General features: G+C 67.7%; 18 protein-coding genes and 1 tRNA gene. 9 read left to right on the top strand and 10 right to left on the bottom strand.

The window, feature by feature from the left end; genetic code table 11:
• The 4 genes from E6K79_04800 to E6K79_04785 all read right to left on the bottom strand — a co-directional run.
• A partial coding sequence (locus E6K79_04800) for an ATP-dependent Clp protease proteolytic subunit (protein ID TMQ65647.1) occupies positions 1 to 335 on the bottom strand: 335 nt, incomplete at its 3' end.
• Between the two features lie 35 nt (positions 336 to 370).
• On the bottom strand, positions 371 to 1,654 hold the full coding sequence (gene tig, locus E6K79_04795) for a trigger factor (protein TMQ65646.1): 1,284 nt from the start codon (positions 1,652 to 1,654) through the stop codon (positions 371 to 373).
• Positions 1,655 to 1,667: 13 nt separating this feature from the next.
• Positions 1,668 to 1,752 (bottom strand) — tRNA-Leu (locus E6K79_04790).
• 44 nt (positions 1,753 to 1,796) lie between these two features.
• Positions 1,797 to 3,680, bottom strand: a complete 1,884-nt coding sequence (locus tag E6K79_04785) for a bifunctional homocysteine S-methyltransferase/methylenetetrahydrofolate reductase (GenBank protein TMQ65645.1) — start codon at positions 3,678 to 3,680, stop codon at positions 1,797 to 1,799.
• Positions 3,681 to 3,757: 77 nt separating this feature from the next.
• On the opposite strand from E6K79_04785, the gene E6K79_04780 reads away from it, so the two are divergent.
• Positions 3,758 to 4,546, top strand: coding sequence for an electron transfer flavoprotein subunit beta/FixA family protein (locus E6K79_04780; GenBank protein TMQ65644.1), 789 nt, complete (start codon positions 3,758 to 3,760; stop codon positions 4,544 to 4,546).
• Complete coding sequence (locus E6K79_04775) at positions 4,546 to 5,526, top strand: electron transfer flavoprotein subunit alpha/FixB family protein (GenBank protein ID TMQ65643.1); 981 nt, start codon at positions 4,546 to 4,548, stop codon at positions 5,524 to 5,526. Before E6K79_04780 ends, E6K79_04775 begins: the two co-directional genes overlap by 1 nt.
• Positions 5,527 to 5,535: 9 nt before the next feature.
• On the opposite strand, the gene E6K79_04770 is transcribed toward E6K79_04775, so the two are convergent.
• The 3 genes from E6K79_04770 to E6K79_04760 form a co-directional block, all read right to left on the bottom strand.
• Positions 5,536 to 6,006, bottom strand: coding sequence for a hypothetical protein (locus E6K79_04770; protein TMQ65642.1), 471 nt, complete (start codon positions 6,004 to 6,006; stop codon positions 5,536 to 5,538).
• A gap of 124 nt (positions 6,007 to 6,130) precedes the next feature.
• Entirely contained in the window at positions 6,131 to 6,871 is a 741-nt protein-coding gene (locus tag E6K79_04765) for a class I SAM-dependent methyltransferase (GenBank protein TMQ65641.1), read from the bottom strand.
• A gap of 34 nt (positions 6,872 to 6,905) precedes the next feature.
• Entirely contained in the window at positions 6,906 to 7,844 is a 939-nt protein-coding gene (locus E6K79_04760) for a creatininase family protein (protein TMQ65640.1), read from the bottom strand.
• 134 nt (positions 7,845 to 7,978) lie between these two features.
• Here E6K79_04760 and E6K79_04755 point away from each other — a divergent pair, with 134 nt between their 5' ends.
• The 7 genes from E6K79_04755 to E6K79_04725 all read left to right on the top strand — a co-directional run bounded on the left by E6K79_04755 (position 7,979) and on the right by E6K79_04725 (position 15,902).
• The gene (locus tag E6K79_04755; GenBank protein ID TMQ65639.1) at positions 7,979 to 9,496 is read left to right on the top strand and encodes an acyl-CoA carboxylase subunit beta; all 1,518 of its coding nucleotides are present in this window, start codon (positions 7,979 to 7,981) and stop codon (positions 9,494 to 9,496) included.
• A 20-nt stretch (positions 9,497 to 9,516) separates the two neighbouring features.
• Positions 9,517 to 11,088 (top strand): acetyl-CoA carboxylase biotin carboxylase subunit, encoded by a 1,572-nt coding sequence (locus E6K79_04750; GenBank protein TMQ65638.1) that lies wholly within the window; start codon positions 9,517 to 9,519, stop codon positions 11,086 to 11,088.
• On the top strand, positions 11,085 to 11,588 hold the full coding sequence (locus tag E6K79_04745; protein ID TMQ65637.1) for a hypothetical protein: 504 nt from the start codon (positions 11,085 to 11,087) through the stop codon (positions 11,586 to 11,588). Before E6K79_04750 ends, E6K79_04745 begins: the two co-directional genes overlap by 4 nt.
• A 5-nt stretch (positions 11,589 to 11,593) precedes the next feature.
• The gene (locus E6K79_04740) at positions 11,594 to 13,126 is read left to right on the top strand and encodes a methylmalonyl-CoA mutase (GenBank protein TMQ65636.1); all 1,533 of its coding nucleotides are present in this window, start codon (positions 11,594 to 11,596) and stop codon (positions 13,124 to 13,126) included.
• 12 nt (positions 13,127 to 13,138) lie between these two features.
• On the top strand, positions 13,139 to 13,975 hold the full coding sequence (locus E6K79_04735; protein TMQ65635.1) for an undecaprenyl-diphosphate phosphatase: 837 nt from the start codon (positions 13,139 to 13,141) through the stop codon (positions 13,973 to 13,975).
• Positions 13,976 to 13,989: 14 nt separating this feature from the next.
• On the top strand, positions 13,990 to 14,385 hold the full coding sequence (gene mce / locus E6K79_04730) for a methylmalonyl-CoA epimerase (protein ID TMQ65654.1): 396 nt from the start codon (positions 13,990 to 13,992) through the stop codon (positions 14,383 to 14,385).
• 113 nt (positions 14,386 to 14,498) lie between these two features.
• The gene (locus E6K79_04725) at positions 14,499 to 15,902 is read left to right on the top strand and encodes a DUF839 domain-containing protein (protein TMQ65634.1); all 1,404 of its coding nucleotides are present in this window, start codon (positions 14,499 to 14,501) and stop codon (positions 15,900 to 15,902) included.
• On the opposite strand, the gene E6K79_04720 is transcribed toward E6K79_04725, so the two are convergent.
• The 3 genes from E6K79_04720 to E6K79_04710 all read right to left on the bottom strand — a co-directional run bounded on the left by E6K79_04720 (position 15,899) and on the right by E6K79_04710 (position 18,832).
• Positions 15,899 to 16,498, bottom strand: coding sequence for a hypothetical protein (locus E6K79_04720; protein TMQ65633.1), 600 nt, complete (start codon positions 16,496 to 16,498; stop codon positions 15,899 to 15,901). The two genes, E6K79_04725 and E6K79_04720, sit on opposite strands and share 4 nt — an antisense overlap.
• A 70-nt stretch (positions 16,499 to 16,568) precedes the next feature.
• Positions 16,569 to 17,609: a DUF362 domain-containing protein gene (locus E6K79_04715; protein ID TMQ65653.1), complete on the bottom strand. Its 1,041-nt coding sequence runs from the start codon at positions 17,607 to 17,609 to the stop codon at positions 16,569 to 16,571.
• Positions 17,610 to 17,671: 62 nt separating this feature from the next.
• Positions 17,672 to 18,832 carry an acyl-CoA dehydrogenase gene (locus tag E6K79_04710; protein ID TMQ65632.1) on the bottom strand — a complete coding sequence of 387 codons (1,161 nt, stop codon included), beginning with the start codon at positions 18,830 to 18,832 and terminating at the stop codon, positions 17,672 to 17,674.
• Positions 18,833 to 18,843: the final 11 nt, after the last annotated feature.

The following is an 18,843-nucleotide window of genomic DNA, read 5'->3' as shown; positions in this document are numbered from 1 at the left end:
CGCTTCCCCGGCGCCCCGGCCGCCAAGAGCAGCGCGGCCATGCTCGCCGCCTGGCCCATGCAGATGGTCGCTACGTCCGACTTGATAAACTGCATCGTGTCGTAGATCGCCAACCCCGCCGAGACCACGCCGCCCGGAGAGTTGATGTAGAGGTTGATGTCCCGGTCCGGATCCTCGGCCTCGAGGAAGAGGAGCTGGGCGATGGTCAGGTTCGCCACCACGTCGTCGATCGGCGTTCCGATGAAGATGATCCTGTCCTTGAGGAGGCGTGAGAAAATGTCGTAGGCCCTCTCCCCCCGCCCGCTCTGCTCCACAACAATAGGTACCAGCGACATGTTCACTCCCTCCCTACCGATCAAAGATCGGGTAATCACACCGTCATCTTAAGCCGCGCCTTCTCACGAAGCAGCGCGAAAAGCTTTCGTTCGGCCAGATGCGCCCGGGCGCGGTCGCGCTGCGCGGGGCTTCGGAGGAGCCGTTCCGCCTCTTGGGGCGGCGCGTCCTCCGGCGCCGCTCCGCGGAGGGTCTGGTCGATCTCCTCCTCGGTGACGGTAACCTGTTCGGTCCGGATGATCGCGTCCACGAGGAGATCGCGCCTGATGCGCCGCTCCGCCTGGGGGCGGTATTCGACGCGAAAACGCTCCTCTTCCTCGGGAGTCCATTCCCTGCCTTCCTTCTTTAGACGCTGCAGGAGCTCTTCCAGATACTCCCGCACCATGCTCTCGGGCAAATCGAGCGGATTCTTGACGAGGATCTGGTCGACGATGGCCTCTTCTTGGACTTGGAGCGCCTTGAGCTTCGCCTCCCCCTCGAGGTTCAGGCGGATGCGGGCTTTGAGCTCGGGGAGATCGCGCATTCCGACCACTTCCGTGGCGAACGCATCGTCCAGAGCACGCACTTTGCGCTCTCGCACGCCCTTTACCTGTAAGGAGAAGGTGACGGCCTTCCCGCGCAGCTCCTCGTTCCCGAACTCGGCCGGGTACGTCACCGAGAAATTCGCGTTATCGCCCGTCTTCTTGCCCAGGAGGTGCTGGCGGAATTCCGGCAAGAGCCCCGAAGCGTCCAGCTCGACCAGGGCGTCCTTCTGCTCCGAGTGATGGATCGGCTTCCCCTTGGCATTCAGCCGGACGTAGTCGACCAGCACGGCGTCGCCTGGCGCCGCATCGCGCTCGACCGGGACCCAATCGGCGGTCCGCTGGCGCAGGTCTTCCAAGGCCTTGTCGACCTCGTCGTCCCCAACGGCCGATTCGCTCGAAGGTATGTCCAAACCGAAGTAATCCCTTGGAGTTACGGCCGGCCTGATGTCCACCTTAGCTTCGTACGTGAGGGGCTTCCCTTTGTCGAACCGGATCTTGTCGATGGCCGGGTAGGAAACCGGCTCTAGGTTCTGCTCCCGGACGGCGCGCTCGTAGGAGCGTTTCACGGCCCTCTCGAGGACCTCGTGCTCGAGCGAATGCCCGAACTGGAGCTCCAGGACGTTCCGGGGCACGCGGCCCTTCCGGAACCCGGGCAGGACGGCCCGCTTCTGGTAGTCCTCGAGGATCGCGTCGTAGTCCTCCGAAAGCTCCTCCGGCGGCACCTCGATCGTCAGGACCTTCTGCCAGGCGTCGCTTTCGCTGTCTCGGACGTCCACTTTCAAGGCCGCTATCTCCATATCCTTCCAAGTTTGGTGCGAGAGGGGGGAGTTGAACCCCCACGAGTTTCCTCACGGGATCCTAAGTCCCGCGCGTCTGCCAGTTCCGCCACTCTCGCGTCGGCGTACCGGCTACCGATCCTATCACCGAAGTGCTTGTGCTTCAAGAGGATTGCCTGGCTCCCGAGAGGACCGCCTCCGCGACCCGCGCCACCACCTCGTAGCGCCCGAAGGAGGGCATCAAATAGGCCCCTTCGACCAGATCCCGGGCTTCCAAAAGCAGCTTCCTACACATTTCCACCCCAACCTCGATCCCCTTCTCCCCGGCGTCGCGCATGGCGGCGCGGGCGTAGTCGGGAATATTGATGCCGGGGACTTCGTTGTGGAGGAACTCGGCGTGGCGGTGGCTCTGGAGCGGAAGGAGCCCCAACAAAACTGGGATGCGGGCCTTCCCGAGGCGGTTCAGGAATCGAACCAGCGTGTCCAGCTCGTAGAGCGGCTGGGTCATCGCGAACTCCGCGCCAGCCTCGATCTTCTTCTCGAAGCGCTCCATCTCCTGATCGAAGTTCTCAGCGGTGGGATTCACCGCGCACCCGATGAGGAACGCGGTCGGCTCCCCGATCGAGTTCCCGCCGAGGTCGGTCCCGGCGTTGAGCTGCTTCAAGACCCGGATCAATCCGACAGAATCGACGTCGAAGACCGCGGTGGCGTTCGGGTAGTCGCCCGCGCGGGGCGGATCGCCGGTCAGCGCGAGGATGTTCCGGATGCCGAGCGCGTGCGAGCCCATGAGGTCCGACTGGATCCCCATGAGATTCCGGTCGCGGCAGGTGAAGTGGAGGATCGTCTCGATCCCCACGTGATTCGTGATCATGGAAGCCAGCGCGATCGAGGACATCCGCACGCGGGCCATCGGGCTGTCCGCGACGTTGATGACGTCGACGCCGGCCCGCTTCAAGAACTGCGCCCCCTCGATCATCTTCTTGGGGCGCGCGCCGCGGGGCGGATCGACCTCCACGCTCACCACGAATTCCTTGTCGGCGAGCTTGCGCGAGAGCCGCGTCCGGTCCGCGGGATCGGCGGCGGGCGCGGTATCTTCGTAGGTGGTGACCGTGACGCTGGGCGCTGGCGGTCCGTCCACGGGCGCCGGCGCGACCCCGCTCTTGGCCGACGCGCGGAGGGCCTCCCGCATCTTTCGCGTGTGGATCGGCGTCGTCCCGCAGCAGCCCCCGATCAGGCGCGCGCCCGCGGCGGCGAAACGCGTCGCGTACTCCGCCATGTACTCGGGCGAGGAGACGTAGACGAACCGCCCGTCCACGAAGCGCGGAAGCCCGGCGTTCGGCATCACCGAGATCGGGAGCTTCGTCCTCCTCCGGAGCCGCTCGACGATCTCGAGCAGCTTCTGCGGCCCCACGCTGCAGTTGGCGCCCAGCACGTCGACCTGCTTCCCGTCCACGTCGCGCGCCACGTCCTCGGGGTAGGCGCCGTAGAGGGTGCGGCCGTCCTCGGTGAACGTCATCTGGAGCACGAGCGGATGGTGATCCGTCACGCTCCGGGCCGCCTCGATCGCGATGGCCGCCTCGGCGAGATCGGTTTGCGTCTCGATGATCAGGAGGTCGACGCCGCCCTCGACCAGCCCCTCCACCTGCTCGCGATACGCTTCAAGCGCCTCCTCCCGCGTGATGGTGCCGAGCGGCGCGACCGGCTTCCCGAGGGGGCCGATGGCGCCGGCGACGAACACCGCCTCGCCGACCTCCTCGCGCGCGTTTCGGGCGAGCTGCGCGCCCGCGCGGTTCACGACGCGCGCGCTCTCGGTGGCACCGTGCGCGGCCAGCCGAAAGCGGTTCGCCCCGAACGTGTTGGTCTCGACCAGCTCGGCCCCCGCGCGGATGTAGTCGCGGTGGACCGCCTGGACCAGCGGCGCGTCGGTCAGATTCAGGAGATCGAACGAGCGGTCGAACGGAATGCCGCGTTCGTAGAGGTACGTCCCCATCGCGCCGTCGGCGAGAACGGGGCCGCGCTCGAGGCGCGTCAGGAACGGATGAGTCATCGGGCCGATTCTTCCATAAGAATGAGCATCGTACTATACTCCCGCGCTCATCGCTCCCCATTGGAGAGTCTTCGATCATGAACGTGCTCGTCTTCGTGAAACAGGTGCCCGACACCGAGACCCGGATCCAGATCCAGAACGGGTCGGTCGACACGTCGAGCGTCAAGTGGGTGGTGAACCCATACGACGAGTTCGCGATCGAGGAGGCCCTGCGCATCCGCGAGAAAGTGGGCGCCGGCAAGGTCGTGGTCGCGAGCTTGGGCCCGGAGCGGGTGAAGGAAGCGATCAAGTACGGCCTGTCGCTCGGCGCCGACGAGGGCGTCCAACTGAAGGGCGACGGCGTGGCGCTTGCCGATCCGCTCGCGGTGGCGACCGTGCTCGCGGGCGCCGCGAGGAAGATCGGCTACGACCTGATCCTGACCGGCAAGCAAGGGGTCGATTACGACTGGTCGCAGGCGGGCATCATCCTCGCGGAGCTCCTGGATCTCCCCCACGTCTCGGTCGTCGTCGGCCTGGAGCTCGACCCGGCGGCGAAGCGGGGGAAGGCCAAGCGCGAGATCGAGGGCGGGCTGGAAGAGGTCGAGTTCGACCTCCCGGCCGTCATCACCGCGCAGAAGGGATTGAACGAGCCCCGCTACGCTTCCCTCAAGGGGATCATGGCGGTGAAGAAGAAGGTCATTCCGGAATGGACGCTCGCAGACGTCGGCGTCGACGCGGCCGCGGTCGCGCCGGAAGCCGCCTCGATCCGGCTCCTCGACATTTCCCTCCCGCCTCCGCGCTCCGCGGGGAAAATCCTCGAGGGTGAGCCGCGCGACACGGCGCGCGAGCTGGTCCGGCTTCTCCACGACGAAGCGAAGGTCATCTGATGATCGCGGTCGTCGCGGAAACCAAGGACGGCTTGGCTCGAAAGATCACGCTCGAGATGCTCGCGGAGGCGCGGCGGCTGGCCGACGCCAAGGGGGGCGGGCTCAAGGTAGGCGCGATCGTACTCGGTCCCCTCTCGCCGGGCGAGGCGGACCGTCTCGCGTCGCAGGGCGCGGATCGGATCTTCCACGTCGAGGGCGCGGCCTTGGTGTCGTATGCGCCCGAAGCGTGGGCGGAAGCCGTCCGGCTCGCGGTCGAGAAAGCGAAGCCCGACGTGCTGCTTCTCGGCGCGACCGCGCACGGCAAGGACCTCGCCCCTCGCGTCTCGGCGCGCCTTCGGGTGGGCCTCGCCTCCGACTGCGTCGCGTTCGAGTGGGGCGACGGTGGGCTGGTCGCGCGCCGGCCCATCTTCGCCGGCAAGGCATTCGCGCGGGTCGCGTGGAGCGCGGCGCGCCCGCAGGTCGCGTCGGTCCGGCCCAACACGTTCACGCCATCGGCTCCCGACCCGTCCCGGAAGGCCGCGGTGGAGACCATCGCCCTGGGCGACGTGAAGGTCCGCGCGCGGGTGGTCGGCTTCGAGGCGTCCGAGGGCGAGATGGCCGACCTCACGGAGGCGACCATCATCGTGAGCGGCGGCCGCGCGATGCAGGGTCCCGACAACTTCGAGCTCCTCAGGAAGCTCTGCAAGGTGCTGGGCGCGACGCTCGGCGCGTCCCGCGCGGCGGTGGACGCCGGGTGGATCGACCATAGCCATCAGGTCGGGCAGACCGGCAAGGTGGTGAACCCCACCGTCTACTTCGCGATCGGGATCTCCGGCGCGATCCAGCACATGGCCGGCATGTCCTCATCCAAGACGATCGTCGCGATCAACAAGGACAAGGACGCCCCGATCTTCAAGATCGCGTCGTACGGGATCGTGGGCGATCTCTACCAGGTCGTCCCGGCGCTGACCGAGGAGTTCGAGAAGGCGCTGAAAGAGTAGCGCCGCGGGTCAGCGAATGTTCCAGCCCACCAGGAATTTGGCGTCCGGTACGTCCCCCAGGCCGAGCTTCCCCTCGAGGAACAGGCGGCCGTTCTTGGTCTGACCCAACATGAGGCCGCCGATGATCCCGCCGCCCACATCGGTCTGACTGTCCGCCCCATTCTCGCCGTCGAACCAGTTGATCGTCATTCCGGCTCCGACGTAGGGGGCCAGCTTCGATTTCACGTCGATGAGGTAGTGCAGGTCCGCGTTAAACGCGACCATCGTCACGTCGCCAAAGCCGACCTCGGCGCTGGGTACGAAGTAGAGGTACTCAGCGATCGGGGGCGTCCGGTAGTGGCCTCCGATGACGAAATCATCGGGATTCAGCGCGAACCCGGTACGAAGCCCGATGTCGCCCGCCGCCGCGGGAATCGGGGCGAGGACGAGGACGAGCGCAAACAAGGCGATTCCAGCGAGCACGGTCCATCGCGTCTTCATGCGTGCAGCCTCCTCTCGTGTAGGACAAACACGCTCAGACCCCCACGTGGGATGGCACAAACCGGGGATACTATCACACGCGGATGCACGTGGCCCGGCACCACAGCAGAAGCACATCGCGTCGTCATCGAGCGGGAGCGCCATCATCCTTCCGTGCCCACACTACGAGATCGAGCCCGAGACGGGCGCGCCAAGGGCTGTGCTTCCCCGCGGCCTCGAGCGGCCCCCAGAGACGCGCGAGCAGCTTCGTGAGCCAGCCGGTCTTCGGGATCAGAAAGCTCGGCGCCGGGTGCAGGTGAATTCCGGTCATGGCGACGTCGCGAAATCCGGCGCGCCGAAACTGCGCGGCCAGGTACCCCGCCCCGAACGCGCGTTCGAACCCGTACTGGTGTCCGCGCCGGAGCAAGCGTTTCAGCGCGAGGTGGGCCTGGTACCAGAAGTAGAATTTGTTCGGGACGGCCGCCAGGATCGTCGCGCCGGGCCTCGCGACGCGCTTCATCTCCGTGATGATCCGGAGCACGTCGTCGTCGTGGAAATGCTCCAGCACGCCCGCGTTCCACACGAAGTCGAACGAACCGTCCCGGAACGGGAGCGCGCGGATGTCGGAGCATACAGGGAGGAGACGGTGCCCCTCGTCCTGGTAGAGCTGCCGTCCGGCCGCGAGGCCGCTTCGGGACCAGTCGACACCCCAGACCTGAAATCCGCGCTCGGCCAGAGGGAGCGAATCGTGCGCCGGACCGCTCCCCACGTCGAGCGCCCGGGAGCCGCTTGGCGCCTGCTCGCGGAGGAGCAGTTTGCGGTATGGCGCGATCGGAAACTGCTCGGCCCACGCTCGGGTGACGCGATCGCCCCAGACTTCTTCCATGGAGGACGCATCCTACCATGCGGGCGCGGCAGAGCTACTTCTTGGGACTCCGGCGGGGCACCTGCGGCGGAGGCACGGCCGCGATCCCCGGCCGCTGCGGGCTTCCGTTCCCGACTGTCCCCCGTCCGTGCCCGCGGCGGCGTGAGCGCGGCGCGGGCCACCCCTCGCGGTCCCACCGCGCGATCAGGTCCTCGAGGACGTCGCCCACGTGGTCCACGACCTTCGCCCAGAACAGGAGCGCGCGCTTGGTGTGGAAGACCGGATCGCTCCGGCGGCCCCCGTAGAAGATCAGGGAGCCGGGCGTGGGGTAGGCGACCAGCGAGTCGCGGTGCTCGAACGCGATCGAGGGATCCCACCGATCCGGGAACACCTGCTCGGAGGCGATGGCGAGCATCGCGGCGGTCTCGTCCGATCCGCCGTGCCCGCCAGGAACGCCCAGGATCTCCTCGCTCACGCCGCGGCACTCGGTCCACCAGGAGAAGACGGCGAGGTAGACGCCCGTCTCCTCGTGCACGCGGCGCACCGCCTCCTTCAAGGCCTCGCTGTTCCCGCCGTGCCCGTTCATCACGATGATGTTCGAGAAGCCTTGGTGCGACATCGTCGTGAGGACCGCCGCGACGTAGTCCGTGAACGCGTCGGCGCGGACGTGCGTGCCGCCCGCGAGGGCGCCCAGGTGCGCCGTCACGCCGTACGGGATCGTGGGCGCGACCACCGCGTTCAGCCGCTCGGCGAGCGCCTCGCTCAAGCGCGTCGGGATCACGTTGTCGGTGCCCAGGCTGGTGATTCCGTGCGCTTCGAGAGTCCCCACCGGCAGGAGAAGCGTATGGACGCGACGCGGCACGACCTCGCCCATTTCCATCCAGTTGAGATGCGAAAGCCGCCGCTCTTTGTGGGCGGGCCGGGAACGGCGCGGGGTCATGAGTCGCTCCTCCGGTGACGTGCGGGAACAGGCGCAAGAACCCGCATTGTACATCGTCCGAGGATTCCCGCGAGCCGCCGATTGCGGCCCAGCGGCCGTTTCGATAGGATGGCGTCACCTACCGCCCCATCGCCCTGAGCCGGGAGATCCAGACCCTGACCCGTCGCCATCCGATCGAAGAGCTGCGAATGCGCAAGCAGGCCGCGCAGTTGGGCGGCGGCGAGGAGCGCATCGCGAAGCTTCACGCGGAGGGACGCCTCACCGCCCGCGAGCGGATCGATCTCCTGATCGATCCGGGCAGCTTCCAGGAAACCGGCGTCTTCGTCGAGCACCGCACCACCGACTTCGGAATGGCGGAGCGGCGCATTCCGGGCGACGGCGTGGTTTCGGGCTACGGACGGATCGACGGCCGGCTGGTCTTCGTCTTCGCGCAGGACTTCACGGTCTTCGGCGGGACGCTCTCCGAGGAAAACGCGAAGAAGATCTGCAATCTGATGGACCTCGCGATGGAGAACGGCGCGCCGATCATCGGGCTCAACGATTCCGGCGGCGCGCGCATCCAGGAGGGCGTGCAGTCCCTGGGCGGCTACGCGGAGATCTTCCTGCGAAACACGCTCGCCTCGGGAGTGATCCCCCAGATCTCGGCGATCCTCGGTCCCTGCGCGGGCGGCGCGGTCTACTCGCCGGCCATCACCGACTTCGTGATCATGGTTCAAGGCACCAGCCACATGTTCGTGACCGGGCCGAACGTCATCAAAACCGTGACGAACGAAGACGTCTCGTTCGAGGAGCTGGGCGGCGCGATGACGCACAACACGAAGAGCGGCGTGGCCCACTTCGCGGTCGAGGACGACGAGGCGTGCCTCGCGACGATCCGGCGCCTCCTCTCCTTCCTCCCCCAGAACAACGTGGACGACGCGCCGCGGGGCAAGGCGGCCGATCCCGCCGAGCGGATGGAGGCGCGCCTCAACGAGATCGTGCCCGCGGAGCCGAACAAGCCCTATGACGTGAAGGAGGTCATCCGCCTCGTGGTGGACGACGGCGACTTCTTCGAGGTCCACGAGCACTTCGCGCCCAACATCGTCGTGGGATTCGCGCGCCTCGACGGCCGGCCGGTCGGGGTGGTCGCGAACCAGCCGGCCATGCTCGCGGGCGTGCTCGACATCAACTCCTCGACGAAGGGGGCGCGGTTCGTCCGCTTCTGCGACGCCTTCAACATCCCGCTGGTCACGTTCGAGGATGTGCCGGGCTTCCTCCCGGGCACGCAGCAGGAATGGGGCGGGATCATCCGCCACGGCGCAAAGCTCCTCTACGCCTACTGCGAGGCGACGGTGCCGAAGCTCACGGTGATCTTGCGCAAAGCCTATGGCGGCGCCTATGACGTCATGTCCTCGAAGCACATCCGGGCGGACTACAACGTGGCCTGGCCGGGCGCCGAGCTCGCGGTCATGGGCGCCGAAGGGGCCGTCGGCATCATCTACCGGAAGGAGATCGAGCAGGCGAAGGACTCCGCGAAGGCGCGCGCCAAGCTCATCGAGGAATACAACGAGAAGTTCGCGAACCCCTACGTCGCCGCCGCGCTCGGATACCTCGACGACGTGATCGAGCCCCAGGAGACCCGCCCCCGCCTGATCCGGGCGCTTCGCGCGCTCGCGAACAAGCGCCAGTCGGTCCCGCCCAAGAAGCACGGCAACATTCCGCTCTGACCGAGGGCCGGGAGCCGCCCATGAAATCGAAACCGATCCGCAAGGTCCTCGTGGCGAACCGGGGGGAGATCGCGATCCGCGTCTGCCGCACGCTGCGGGAGATGGGGATCGAGTCGGTCGCCGTCTACTCGGACGCGGACCGCGAGTCGGCGCACGCGTTCGCGGCGGACGAGGCATACTGGATCGGGCCGGCGGCGGCCTCCCGAAGCTACCTCGACGCTGCCAAGATGATCGAGACCGCCCGGTCGGCCAAGGCGGACGCGATCCACCCCGGCTACGGTTTTCTCGCGGAATCGGCCGATTTCGCGGAGCAGGTCCAGCGCGCGGGACTCACCTGGATCGGGCCAACGCCCGAGGCGACCCGCGCGATGGGCGACAAGGTGCGCGCGCGGGCCCTCGCCATTCGAGCGGGCGTGCCGGTCCTCCCCGGGACGGAGGGTCCCGTCAGCGATCCGGCCGAGCTTCGCCGCGCGGCGGAAGCGATCGGATACCCGGTCGTGCTGAAGGCGGCCGCCGGCGGCGGCGGTAAAGGGATGCGCCGCGTGAACGGTCCCGGCGAGTTCGAGCAGGCCGTTCGCCTCACGCAGGGCGAGGCCAAGAGCGCCTTCGGCGACGACCGGCTCTACCTCGAGCGCTGGCTCGAGAAGCCCCGGCACATCGAGGTGCAGATCCTGGCCGACTCACACGGGACCGTGCTCGCGCTGGGCGAGCGCGACTGCTCGATCCAGCGCCGGCACCAGAAGCTGGTCGAGGAGACTCCTTCCCCCGCGCTCGACGACGCGCGCCGCCGGGAGCTCTGGTCGCTGGCGGTCCAGGTCGCGAAGGCGGGCGGCTACACGAACGCCGGGACCGCGGAATTTCTCATGGACCAGCAAGGGCGATTCCATTTTCTCGAGATGAACGCCCGGCTCCAGGTGGAGCACCCGGTCACCGAGATGGTGCTGGGGCTCGACCTGGTGCGGGAGCAGATCCAGATCGCGCGTGGTGAGCGCTTAGCGCTCGCGCAGGCGGATGTCCGCCCCGTCGGCGCCTCGATCGAATTCCGCGTCTACGCCGAGGACCCGGACCAGGGATTTCTCCCGCAGATGGGGGTCGTGCGCCGCCTCGAGCTGCCCGCGGGCCCGGGCGTGCGGTGCGACTTCGGCGTGCGCTCGGGCGGCGCGGTGCCGGTCCACTACGATCCCTTGATCGGGAAGATCATCGTATGGGCCCCGAGCCGGGCTGAGGCGGTGGAGCGGGCGCGGCGCGCGCTCGACGAGTGCCTGCTCGAGGGAATTCACACCACGCTCCCGATCCACCGCTGGCTTCTCGCGCAGGAGGCGTTCGCGACCGGCCGGTACGACACGGCGTTCCTGGCCCATCACTTCAAGCACGCGGAGCCCCCGGACGCGGCACGCGCGGAGGAGGACGCCGCGGCGCTCGCGGCCATCTTCGCGCGGCTCGATTCCGAGGCGCCGCGTGTCGAGGGGGATCAGCCGGGCGACGGTGATTCCGAGCGGCGGCCGATGACCGGCGGCATCCGCGGCGGGTCGAGCCGGTGGCGCGCGGCGCTCCCCGGACTTCGCACCGGGACGCGCGGAGGGAGTCGATGATCGTCCTTCTCACGCGCGACGGGCGCGAGCACCAGGTGGAGGTCGAGCCGAGCGGGGCCGGCTTCACCGTGACGCTGGACGGCCGCGAGCATCGTGTCGAAGGATCGTTCGGCCGCGTGATGCGGGCGTGGATCGACCACCGCCCGGTCGAGGCCTCCGTCCATCGGGAGGGACTCGACATCGTGGTCGAGCTTGATGGGCGCTCCTACGCGTTTCGTCCGCGCGACCCGCGCGCCCCCAAGCTCGCCCGCCGCCGCGCGGGCGCCGATCTCACGCGCGGCGAGGTGCACGCCCCGATGCCGGGCCTGATCGTCGACGTGCTCGTCGAGAAGGGCGCCGATGTCGAGGCGGGCCAGCCGGTCGTCATCGTGGAAGCGATGAAGATGCAGAACGAGCTCGTCGCGCCGCTCAAGGGGCGCGTCACGAGGATCTCGGTCGAGCCGGGCGCCGCGGTGGAGACGGGCCAGCTCCTGATCGCGATCCAGCCGGAGGAAGCGTAGCCCCGATGGCGCTCGCCGATCTCGCCCGCTCGCGCGGCGCGCCCGACCCCGGGCTCCCGGGCGTTCCACCCTACCTCCGCGGCATCCATCCCGAGATGTACCGCTCGCGCCTCTGGACGATGCGCCAGTACGCGGGCTTCGGCACCGCCGAGGCGTCGAATCAGCGCTACCACTACCTCCTCTCCGAGGGCCAGACCGGGCTCTCGGTCGCCTTCGACCTTCCGACGCAGATGGGCTACGACTCCGATCATTCGCGCGCCCAGGGCGAGGTCGGCCGCGTCGGCGTCGCGATCTCGACCCTCGACGACATGGAGCGCCTCCTCCAGGGAATTCCTCTCGACCGGGTTAGCCTCTCCATGACGATCAACGCGACGGCCATGATTCTCCTCGCCCTCGTCGTCGCGGTCGCGGACCGGCGCGGCACGGCGCGCGCGAAGCTCTCCGGCACGGTGCAGAACGACGTACTCAAAGAATACATCGCGCGCGGCACCTACATCTATCCGCCCGCGCCGTCGCTCAAGATCGCGACCGACCTCTTCGAGTACTGCGCCGAGGAGACGCCGCAGTGGAATCCGATCTCGATCAGCGGGTATCACATCCGCGAGGCTGGCTCGACCGCGGTTCAGGAGGTCGCCTTCACGCTGGCCAACGGGCTGGAGTACGTCCGCGCGGCGGTCGATCGTGGCCTCCCCGTGGACCGGTTCGCACCGCGGATCTCCTTCTTCTTCAACGCGCACAACAATTTCTTGGAGGAGATCGCCAAGTACCGCGCGGCGAGGCGGCTCTGGGCCCGACTGATGGAGGAGCGCTTCCACCCGCGCGATCCGAATTCGCTGAAGCTGCGATTCCACGCGCAGACGGCCGGATCCACCCTGACCGCGCAGCAGCCCCACAACAACATCGCGCGCGTGGCGATCCAGGCGATGGCCGCGGTCCTGGGCGGTTGCCAATCGCTCCACACAAATTCGTTCGACGAGGCGATCTCGCTCCCGAGCGAGGAGGCCGCGACGACGGCGCTCCGCACCCAGCAGCTCCTCGCCCATGAGACCGGAGCGGCCGCCACGGTCGATCCAGCGGGCGGCGCGCCCGCGATCGAGGAGGAGACCGACCGGATCGAGCTGGAATCCCGGCGCGAGATCGAGGCGATCGACGCGCTGGGCGGGGCCGTCCGGGCGATCGAGGCGGGATACCAGGCGACGGCGATCGAGCGGAGCGCGTACGAAGCCCAGCTCAAGATCGAGAAGGGCGAGCAGGTCATCGTCGGCGTGAATCGGTTCGGCGATCCGGACGAGCTGGCGCGCCCGGGCTTCACGCTCGATCCGAAGCTCGAGGAGAGGCAGTCGTCGCGGGTGGCCGCGTTCAAGGCGGCGCGCGATCAGGACCTCGCGACGCACGCGCTCGCCCGCATCGAGGAATCCGCGAGGCGCGAGCTGAATCTCATGCCGGCGGTGATCGACGCCGTGAAGGCAAGCGCGACCCTGGGCGAGATCAGCGACACGCTCCGGCGCGTCTACAAGACCTATGATCCGAACGCCTGACAAGGAGGTCGCATGAATCTCTTCCAGGCCGCCATCCTGGGCGCGGTGGAGGGGCTGACCGAGTTCCTACCGGTCTCCTCCACCGGGCATCTCATCCTCGCGGCGCACGCGATGGGCCTGGTCGGCGGCGAGATGAACGCGTTCGAGATCGTCATCCAGGCGGGCGCGCTCCTCGCGATCGTCTGGCTCTACCGCGGGCGCGTGGGCGAGCTCCTGGCCGGCGCCGTCACGCCGCATCCCCGCGGGCGGGCGCTGCTTCTGAAGCTCCTGGTCGCGTTCCTGCCCGCCGCGATCGTCGGACTGGCGGCGCACCACTGGATCAAGGCGCACCTCTTCGGCCCTGGGGCGGTGGCGATCGCGCTGGTCGCCGGCGGGATCGTCATCCTCCTCACCGGCCGCCGCGCGAGGGCGGCCGCCGCGACGCCGCGGTTCCCCACGATCGACGACATCACGATCCAAGCCGTGCTCCTGATCGGATTGGCGCAGAGCCTCTCCCTCTGGCCGGGCACGTCGCGCGCGCTGACCACGATCCTGGCGGCGCTCCTCCTGGGGGCGTCCCCGGTCGCGGCGGCGGAGTTCTCGTTCCTGCTCGCGCTCCCCACGCTCGGGATGGCGACCCTCTTCGATCTCGTCCAGCACTACCACGACCTCACCGGGCCGGCGCTGGGCGGGCCGGCTCCGCTGATCGTGGGGCTCGCCGTCTCGGCGATCGTGGCGGTCCTGGCGATCCGGGGATTTCTTCGCTACCTCACGGGCCACGGCCTGGCGCCCTTCGGCTGGTACCGGATCGCGCTCGGATTGGTCGTGTTCGCCTTCCTCTGGCACCACCCGGGCGCCGCAGGCCCGTGAAGGAGGGCTCCGAGATCCTGGGTCTCGCGCATATCGGCTTGGCCGTGACCTCTATCGAGGCCGCGTCCGCGCGTTGGAAGAAGCTGGGCTTCCGGGTGACCGGCACCGAGATGCTCGAGTCGATGCACGTGAAGATCGTATTCATGGAATCGGGCGGATCCACGATCGAGCTGCTCGAGCCGACCAAGGTCGATTCCCCGATCGGGCGATTCCTGGCGAAGCGGGGCGAAGGGATCCACCACGTCGCATTCCACGTCCCCGATCTCGAGGCAGCGCTGTCGGCGGCCGGGGCTCAGGGCCTCGAGCTGATCGATCGCACTCCCCGCGATGGAAGCCACGGAATGAAGATCGCGTTTCTGCATCCCCGCTCGATGGGCGGGGTTCTGGTCGAGCTCTGCGAACGGACGTGAATCGGAGACTCGGTCTTCTGGCCTGCGCGGCCGCGCTCGTCCTCCTATGCGGATACACCCGTGGTCCTCTGATCCCCGGCCCCGGGTCCGGCGTGCGCACGCGCACCCCACCGATGGTGCGACCGCTCCGGGAAGATGTTTCGGTAATCCCGATCATCTCGGTCGGGGACAGCCTCGCACCGCAGGACACGGTCAGCGATGCCTTCGTGTTCGCGCCGGAGCCCGACGGGCTCGGCATCCGGAAGACCGCCAGTGGTCTCGCCGAGATCTACGTCGCGCACGAGATCTCCTGGCACGGGGGATTCAACGGGGCCCGGGTCTCGCGCTTGGCGATCGACCTGCGAAACTTCGGCGCCGTGGCCGGGGATTACCTGGTCGATGGGAGCGAGGGATACGACCGCTTCGGCGCGGCGTCGCTGGTCGGTCCGGAAGACGGCTTTCTTGCGCCGACATTCCTGGTCGACGAGGAATCGATCGACGGGATCTACCGGGGCATCGTGGTCGCGGTCGACGCGCGCGACGGGACCGTGAAGAACCTGCCGTGGCTGGGACACTTCTCGCACGAGGCTACCGTGATCGTCCCGGTCTCCTCGGGAAAGATCGTCGCGATCCTGACCGAGGACTCCTACCCGGGTGAATCCCAGCTCTACATGTATGTCGCCGACAACGACTCCGACTTTCTTTCGGGCCGGGGCCGGCTCTATGTCTTTCGGGCGGATCCCCTCGAGGGACGTCCCAACACCCGCCTCGCCAGCCTCGCTTCCAAGGGGCGCCCCCTGACCGGAAGGTTCGTGCCGCTCTTCCCGCAGGAGGAGGGGGGCCGGATCAACGTGAACGAGCTCCCGGCCCGTCTCGAAGCCCAGGCGCAGGGCATGGGCTGCCTCAACTTCGCGCGCCTCGAGGACGTGACCCCCGTCAAGGACCAGCCCAATGCCTTCTACTTCGTGGACACCGGAGCCGACGATTTCTACGACCCGGTCACCGGCCGCCCGGTCACCGGCGCGGGCCGCCTCTACTACGTGCGGCTCGATCCGTTCAATCCCACCCACGTCGAGGAGCTGAGCGTCGCGCTCGACGGCGACGAATCCGACGACCTCTACCGCCCCGACAACCTCGCGACGGACGAGCGCTACGTGTGGATCCAGGAAGATCCCGGCGGGCGCGGGATCCACACCGCGCGGATTCTTCGCTACGACTCCAACACGCGGCGCGTCGAGCCTATGGCGGAGTGCGCGGAATGGGATGCGAAGGGGAACTACCTTCCGAGGGGAATCGGCGGCGAGTGGGAGTCGACGGGGATCGTGGACGCGAGCGATCTCTTCGGGCCCGACACCTGGCTCATCGCGGTCCAGGCCCACAACCTATGGCTCCCCCAGTTCCGAAACCGCAAGGGTGGGGGCCAGCTCCTTCTCCTGCGCGGGCCCGGGTACTCGAGCGCGAAGGCCGGCGAGGCGAAGCCCAAGCCCAAGAAGGGGGCCGCGGAGAAGAAAGAGGCGAAGGGCCGCTCGGGCGGCTAGTGGGACCCTTCGTCGGGGGGCGGAGGCGGAGGCGGCGGAATATCCTCCTCGCTGTTCGCCCTAGGCGTGATGAGGTCGTCCTCGGCGCTTCCCACCGCGGTGCTGTCGCGCGCGGCCGCGATCGGATGGCCGCCGATCCCCTCATACTGGATCTGCATCTGGGTCCGGACGTGCTTGCTGGTGCGCATCGAATAACCGTTGTCGAGCAGGACGACGAAGGGACCGGGCGGAGTCAGATCCTGGTCCACGTTGACCTGCCTCGAGCGCTTGGAAACCCAGAACGCGCCGGCCTTCTCCCCGCCCCGCTTCTTGAGCCAGCTCTGGTAGTCGGGCGCGCGGAAGAGGCGGACCATGATATCGCCCTTCTTGTCGGTCACGGTGAACGTGCCCATCAAGTGGACGGCCCGTGCTCCGGCCGGATCGGACGGCATCACCACCGCGAAGAACTCGGCCGGGCCGACGACGAACATGGAGTCCACGATCTCGGCCACGTACCGCTGCGAGGACGGAGCCAGCGACGGATCGCCTGGCTCGGCGGACGCGGGCGTAACGCCCGCGGATGCGAGCAGGAGCGCGACAAGAAGCGCGTTCTTCATTCCGATCCCCTCCTCCCTGAGCCGCGGGCGAAGCTCCGCGGCTGATCCGCGGCCAAGCCCGCGCGATCGATTATTCCTGACCCTTCGGCTCGTATTCCCGGAAGAGTCGTCCCCATTCTGATTTCATTATCGTCCGTTTCCGGCCTTTGCCCACGAATGGATACCAATATCCGTCGTGGTAGAGGCGGCTGGCTGCAAACGACCACGGCACCAGCGGACTACGTAGTAGCAACCCCTCGAGCGGCTTCAAAGGTCCGTGGTAGATGAGCTTCTGCCCCTTCGACGCGAAGGTGTTCTCGTTTCGGGAGTAATGGAGGTTCACGTTCGAGACGTCGTCGCCGACGAGGTCGATCTCGCGGGGGTCGCCCTTCCCCAGGCCCGCTTCGTGCGCCAGGCGGATGAACCGGATCGTCAGCGGGTCGAACCCCATCAGCTTGGCCGCGGTCGCGTCGATCGCCACTTGGTCGCGGGAGGCCAGGATCAGATTCGTTTCGCGAAGGCGCATGGCCCTCGGCCCGGGCCCGTCCCCCGAGATCGTCCCGTCCATGACGGCGAAGATTGCCGGGTGGATCTCTTTTTGGATGACCAGGAGGTCGACCAGGGTTTCGTGAATCACGCTGTGGGTCCAGTGGCGCTTCAAGTGAAGCAGCCCTCCGAACGCGTTCTTCATCGCACCGGTTATCTCGGTGAAGACGTGGGTCTTGAGCGTCGGCAGGTGGATGATATTCGCGCCGATCAGGGTTTTGGGAATCATGAGCCCGTCGGGATAGACATCGCGGAGCACGAGCATCTTCCCCTTCGGCTCGTAGCGGACCCAATCGGCCTCGCTCTCCTTGTCGTTCAGCCAGATCGAGCGGATCCCGAACCGGTCGAGCACCGGCTCGAGCTTGTTGGTCTTGAGCCCGAGGTGGGGATCGACCACGACGGTGGAGTTCTGGGCGGCGAGGATGCGGTCCTTCGAGAACCCGCCATCGAGGAGCGCCCGGATGACGCCCTCGAGCTGCCAGGGGCTCGTGGAGACTGCCGGGTAGTAGACCTGCCACGAGATATTGACCTTCAAGAGCGTCAGCCGGTCGGGCGAGAGCTCGGCGCGGAGATCCGCCAGCTCCATCAGGCGGCCGAAATCCCGTACCACCGTCTGCGGGGATGTCTTGAGGACGGCGACCTTCGAGTTCACGGGGCCCTTTTCGTGTCCTTCGGATGAAGAAGCGAGTTGGCGATCACGATCCGCTGGATCTCGGAGGTCCCTTCGTAGAGCTCGGTCACCTTCGCGTCGCGGTAATACCGCTCCACCGCGAACTCCTTCGTGTAGCCGTAGCCGCCGTGGATCTGCACCGCCCGGTCGGTGACCTCGCGCGCCGCGGCCGAGGCGATCAGCTTCGCGATCGACGCCTCGGGCCCGTGCGGAAGCCCCTGGTCTTTGAGCCACGCGGCGCGGAGGGTGAGGAGCCGCGCCCCTTCGATCTGCGCCTTCATGTCGGCGATCATCCACTGGATGGCCTGGAATTCGGAGATCGGCTTCCCGAACTGGACGCGCTCGCGCGCGTAGCGGACGGCGGCGTCCAACGCGGCCTGCGCGATCCCGAGCGCCTGGGCCGCGACCCCGATCCGTCCTCCATCGAGCGTCTGCATCGCCACGCGAAATCCCCGGCCCTCTTCCGAGAGCCTATTTTCCGCCGGCACGCAGCAACGCTCCAGGGTCAGCTCGACCGTGTCCGAGCCGCGGATGCCCATTTTCTCGAGGGTCTTTCCGATCTTCAGACCGGGGCTCTTCCGCTCCACGAGAAACGCGGTGATGCCCCGATGCTTCAGCTCCTGGCTGGTCCGCGCCATCAGGACGAAGAGATCGGCGTAGTTTCCGTTGGTCACGAAGGTCTTGGCGCCGTCCAGGACGTAGCACCCGTCGTTGGCTACCGCGCGCGTCGACAGGGCCGCGGAGTCCGAGCCCGAGCCGGGCTCGGTCAGCGCGAACGCCCCGAGGAGCCGCTCGGCAAGGAGCGGGAGCCACTTGGCCTTCTGCTCCGCGGATCCGAACATCGAGATCGGCCCCGCGGCGACGGAGTTGTGGACCGAGATGGTGATCCCGACCGCGGCGGAGGCGCGCGATAGCTCCTCCATCACCAGGACGTAGCTGATGGCGTCCACTTCCACACCGCCGTAGTCGCGTGGGATCAGAAGCGAGAAGAAGTTGTTCTCGCGGAGCTTCTTCCGGAGCGAGTCTGGGATCATCTCGGTCGCGTCGATCTGATAGGCGATCGGCACGATCTCGCCCTCGGCGAACTCGCGCGCGGCGGCGCGCAGCATCTCCTGCTCTTCGGTCAGCTCGAAATTCAAGTGTGGGCTTC

It is taken from the genome of Candidatus Eisenbacteria bacterium, from assembly GCA_005893305.1.
GTDB lineage: Bacteria > Eisenbacteria > RBG-16-71-46 > SZUA-252 > SZUA-252 > WS-9.
This window is presented reverse-complemented; position numbering and strand designations above follow the sequence as displayed.

Excerpts from the sequence above, each read along its gene's own strand:
- E6K79_04770 (TMQ65642.1), bottom strand. The coding sequence starts at position 6,006 with ATGAAGACGCGATGGACCGTGCTCGCTGGAATCGCCTTGTTTGCGCTC.
- E6K79_04720 (TMQ65633.1), bottom strand. The coding sequence starts at position 16,498 with ATGAAGAACGCGCTTCTTGTCGCGCTCCTGCTCGCATCCGCGGGCGTT.
- E6K79_04775 (TMQ65643.1), top strand. The coding sequence starts at position 4,546 with ATGATCGCGGTCGTCGCGGAAACCAAGGACGGCTTGGCTCGAAAGATC.
- E6K79_04725 (TMQ65634.1), top strand. The coding sequence starts at position 14,499 with ATGGTGCGACCGCTCCGGGAAGATGTTTCGGTAATCCCGATCATCTCG.
- E6K79_04755 (TMQ65639.1), top strand. The coding sequence starts at position 7,979 with ATGCGCAAGCAGGCCGCGCAGTTGGGCGGCGGCGAGGAGCGCATCGCG.
- E6K79_04735 (TMQ65635.1), top strand. The coding sequence starts at position 13,139 with ATGAATCTCTTCCAGGCCGCCATCCTGGGCGCGGTGGAGGGGCTGACC.
- E6K79_04760 (TMQ65640.1), bottom strand. The coding sequence starts at position 7,844 with ATGTACAATGCGGGTTCTTGCGCCTGTTCCCGCACGTCACCGGAGGAG.
- E6K79_04765 (TMQ65641.1), bottom strand. The coding sequence starts at position 6,871 with ATGGAAGAAGTCTGGGGCGATCGCGTCACCCGAGCGTGGGCCGAGCAG.
- E6K79_04745 (TMQ65637.1), top strand. The coding sequence starts at position 11,085 with ATGATCGTCCTTCTCACGCGCGACGGGCGCGAGCACCAGGTGGAGGTC.
- E6K79_04740 (TMQ65636.1), top strand. The coding sequence starts at position 11,594 with ATGGCGCTCGCCGATCTCGCCCGCTCGCGCGGCGCGCCCGACCCCGGG.
- tig (TMQ65646.1), bottom strand. The coding sequence starts at position 1,654 with ATGGAGATAGCGGCCTTGAAAGTGGACGTCCGAGACAGCGAAAGCGAC.
- E6K79_04780 (TMQ65644.1), top strand. The coding sequence starts at position 3,758 with ATGAACGTGCTCGTCTTCGTGAAACAGGTGCCCGACACCGAGACCCGG.
- E6K79_04750 (TMQ65638.1), top strand. The coding sequence starts at position 9,517 with ATGAAATCGAAACCGATCCGCAAGGTCCTCGTGGCGAACCGGGGGGAG.
- E6K79_04785 (TMQ65645.1), bottom strand. The coding sequence starts at position 3,680 with ATGACTCATCCGTTCCTGACGCGCCTCGAGCGCGGCCCCGTTCTCGCC.
- E6K79_04715 (TMQ65653.1), bottom strand. The coding sequence starts at position 17,609 with ATGGAGCTGGCGGATCTCCGCGCCGAGCTCTCGCCCGACCGGCTGACG.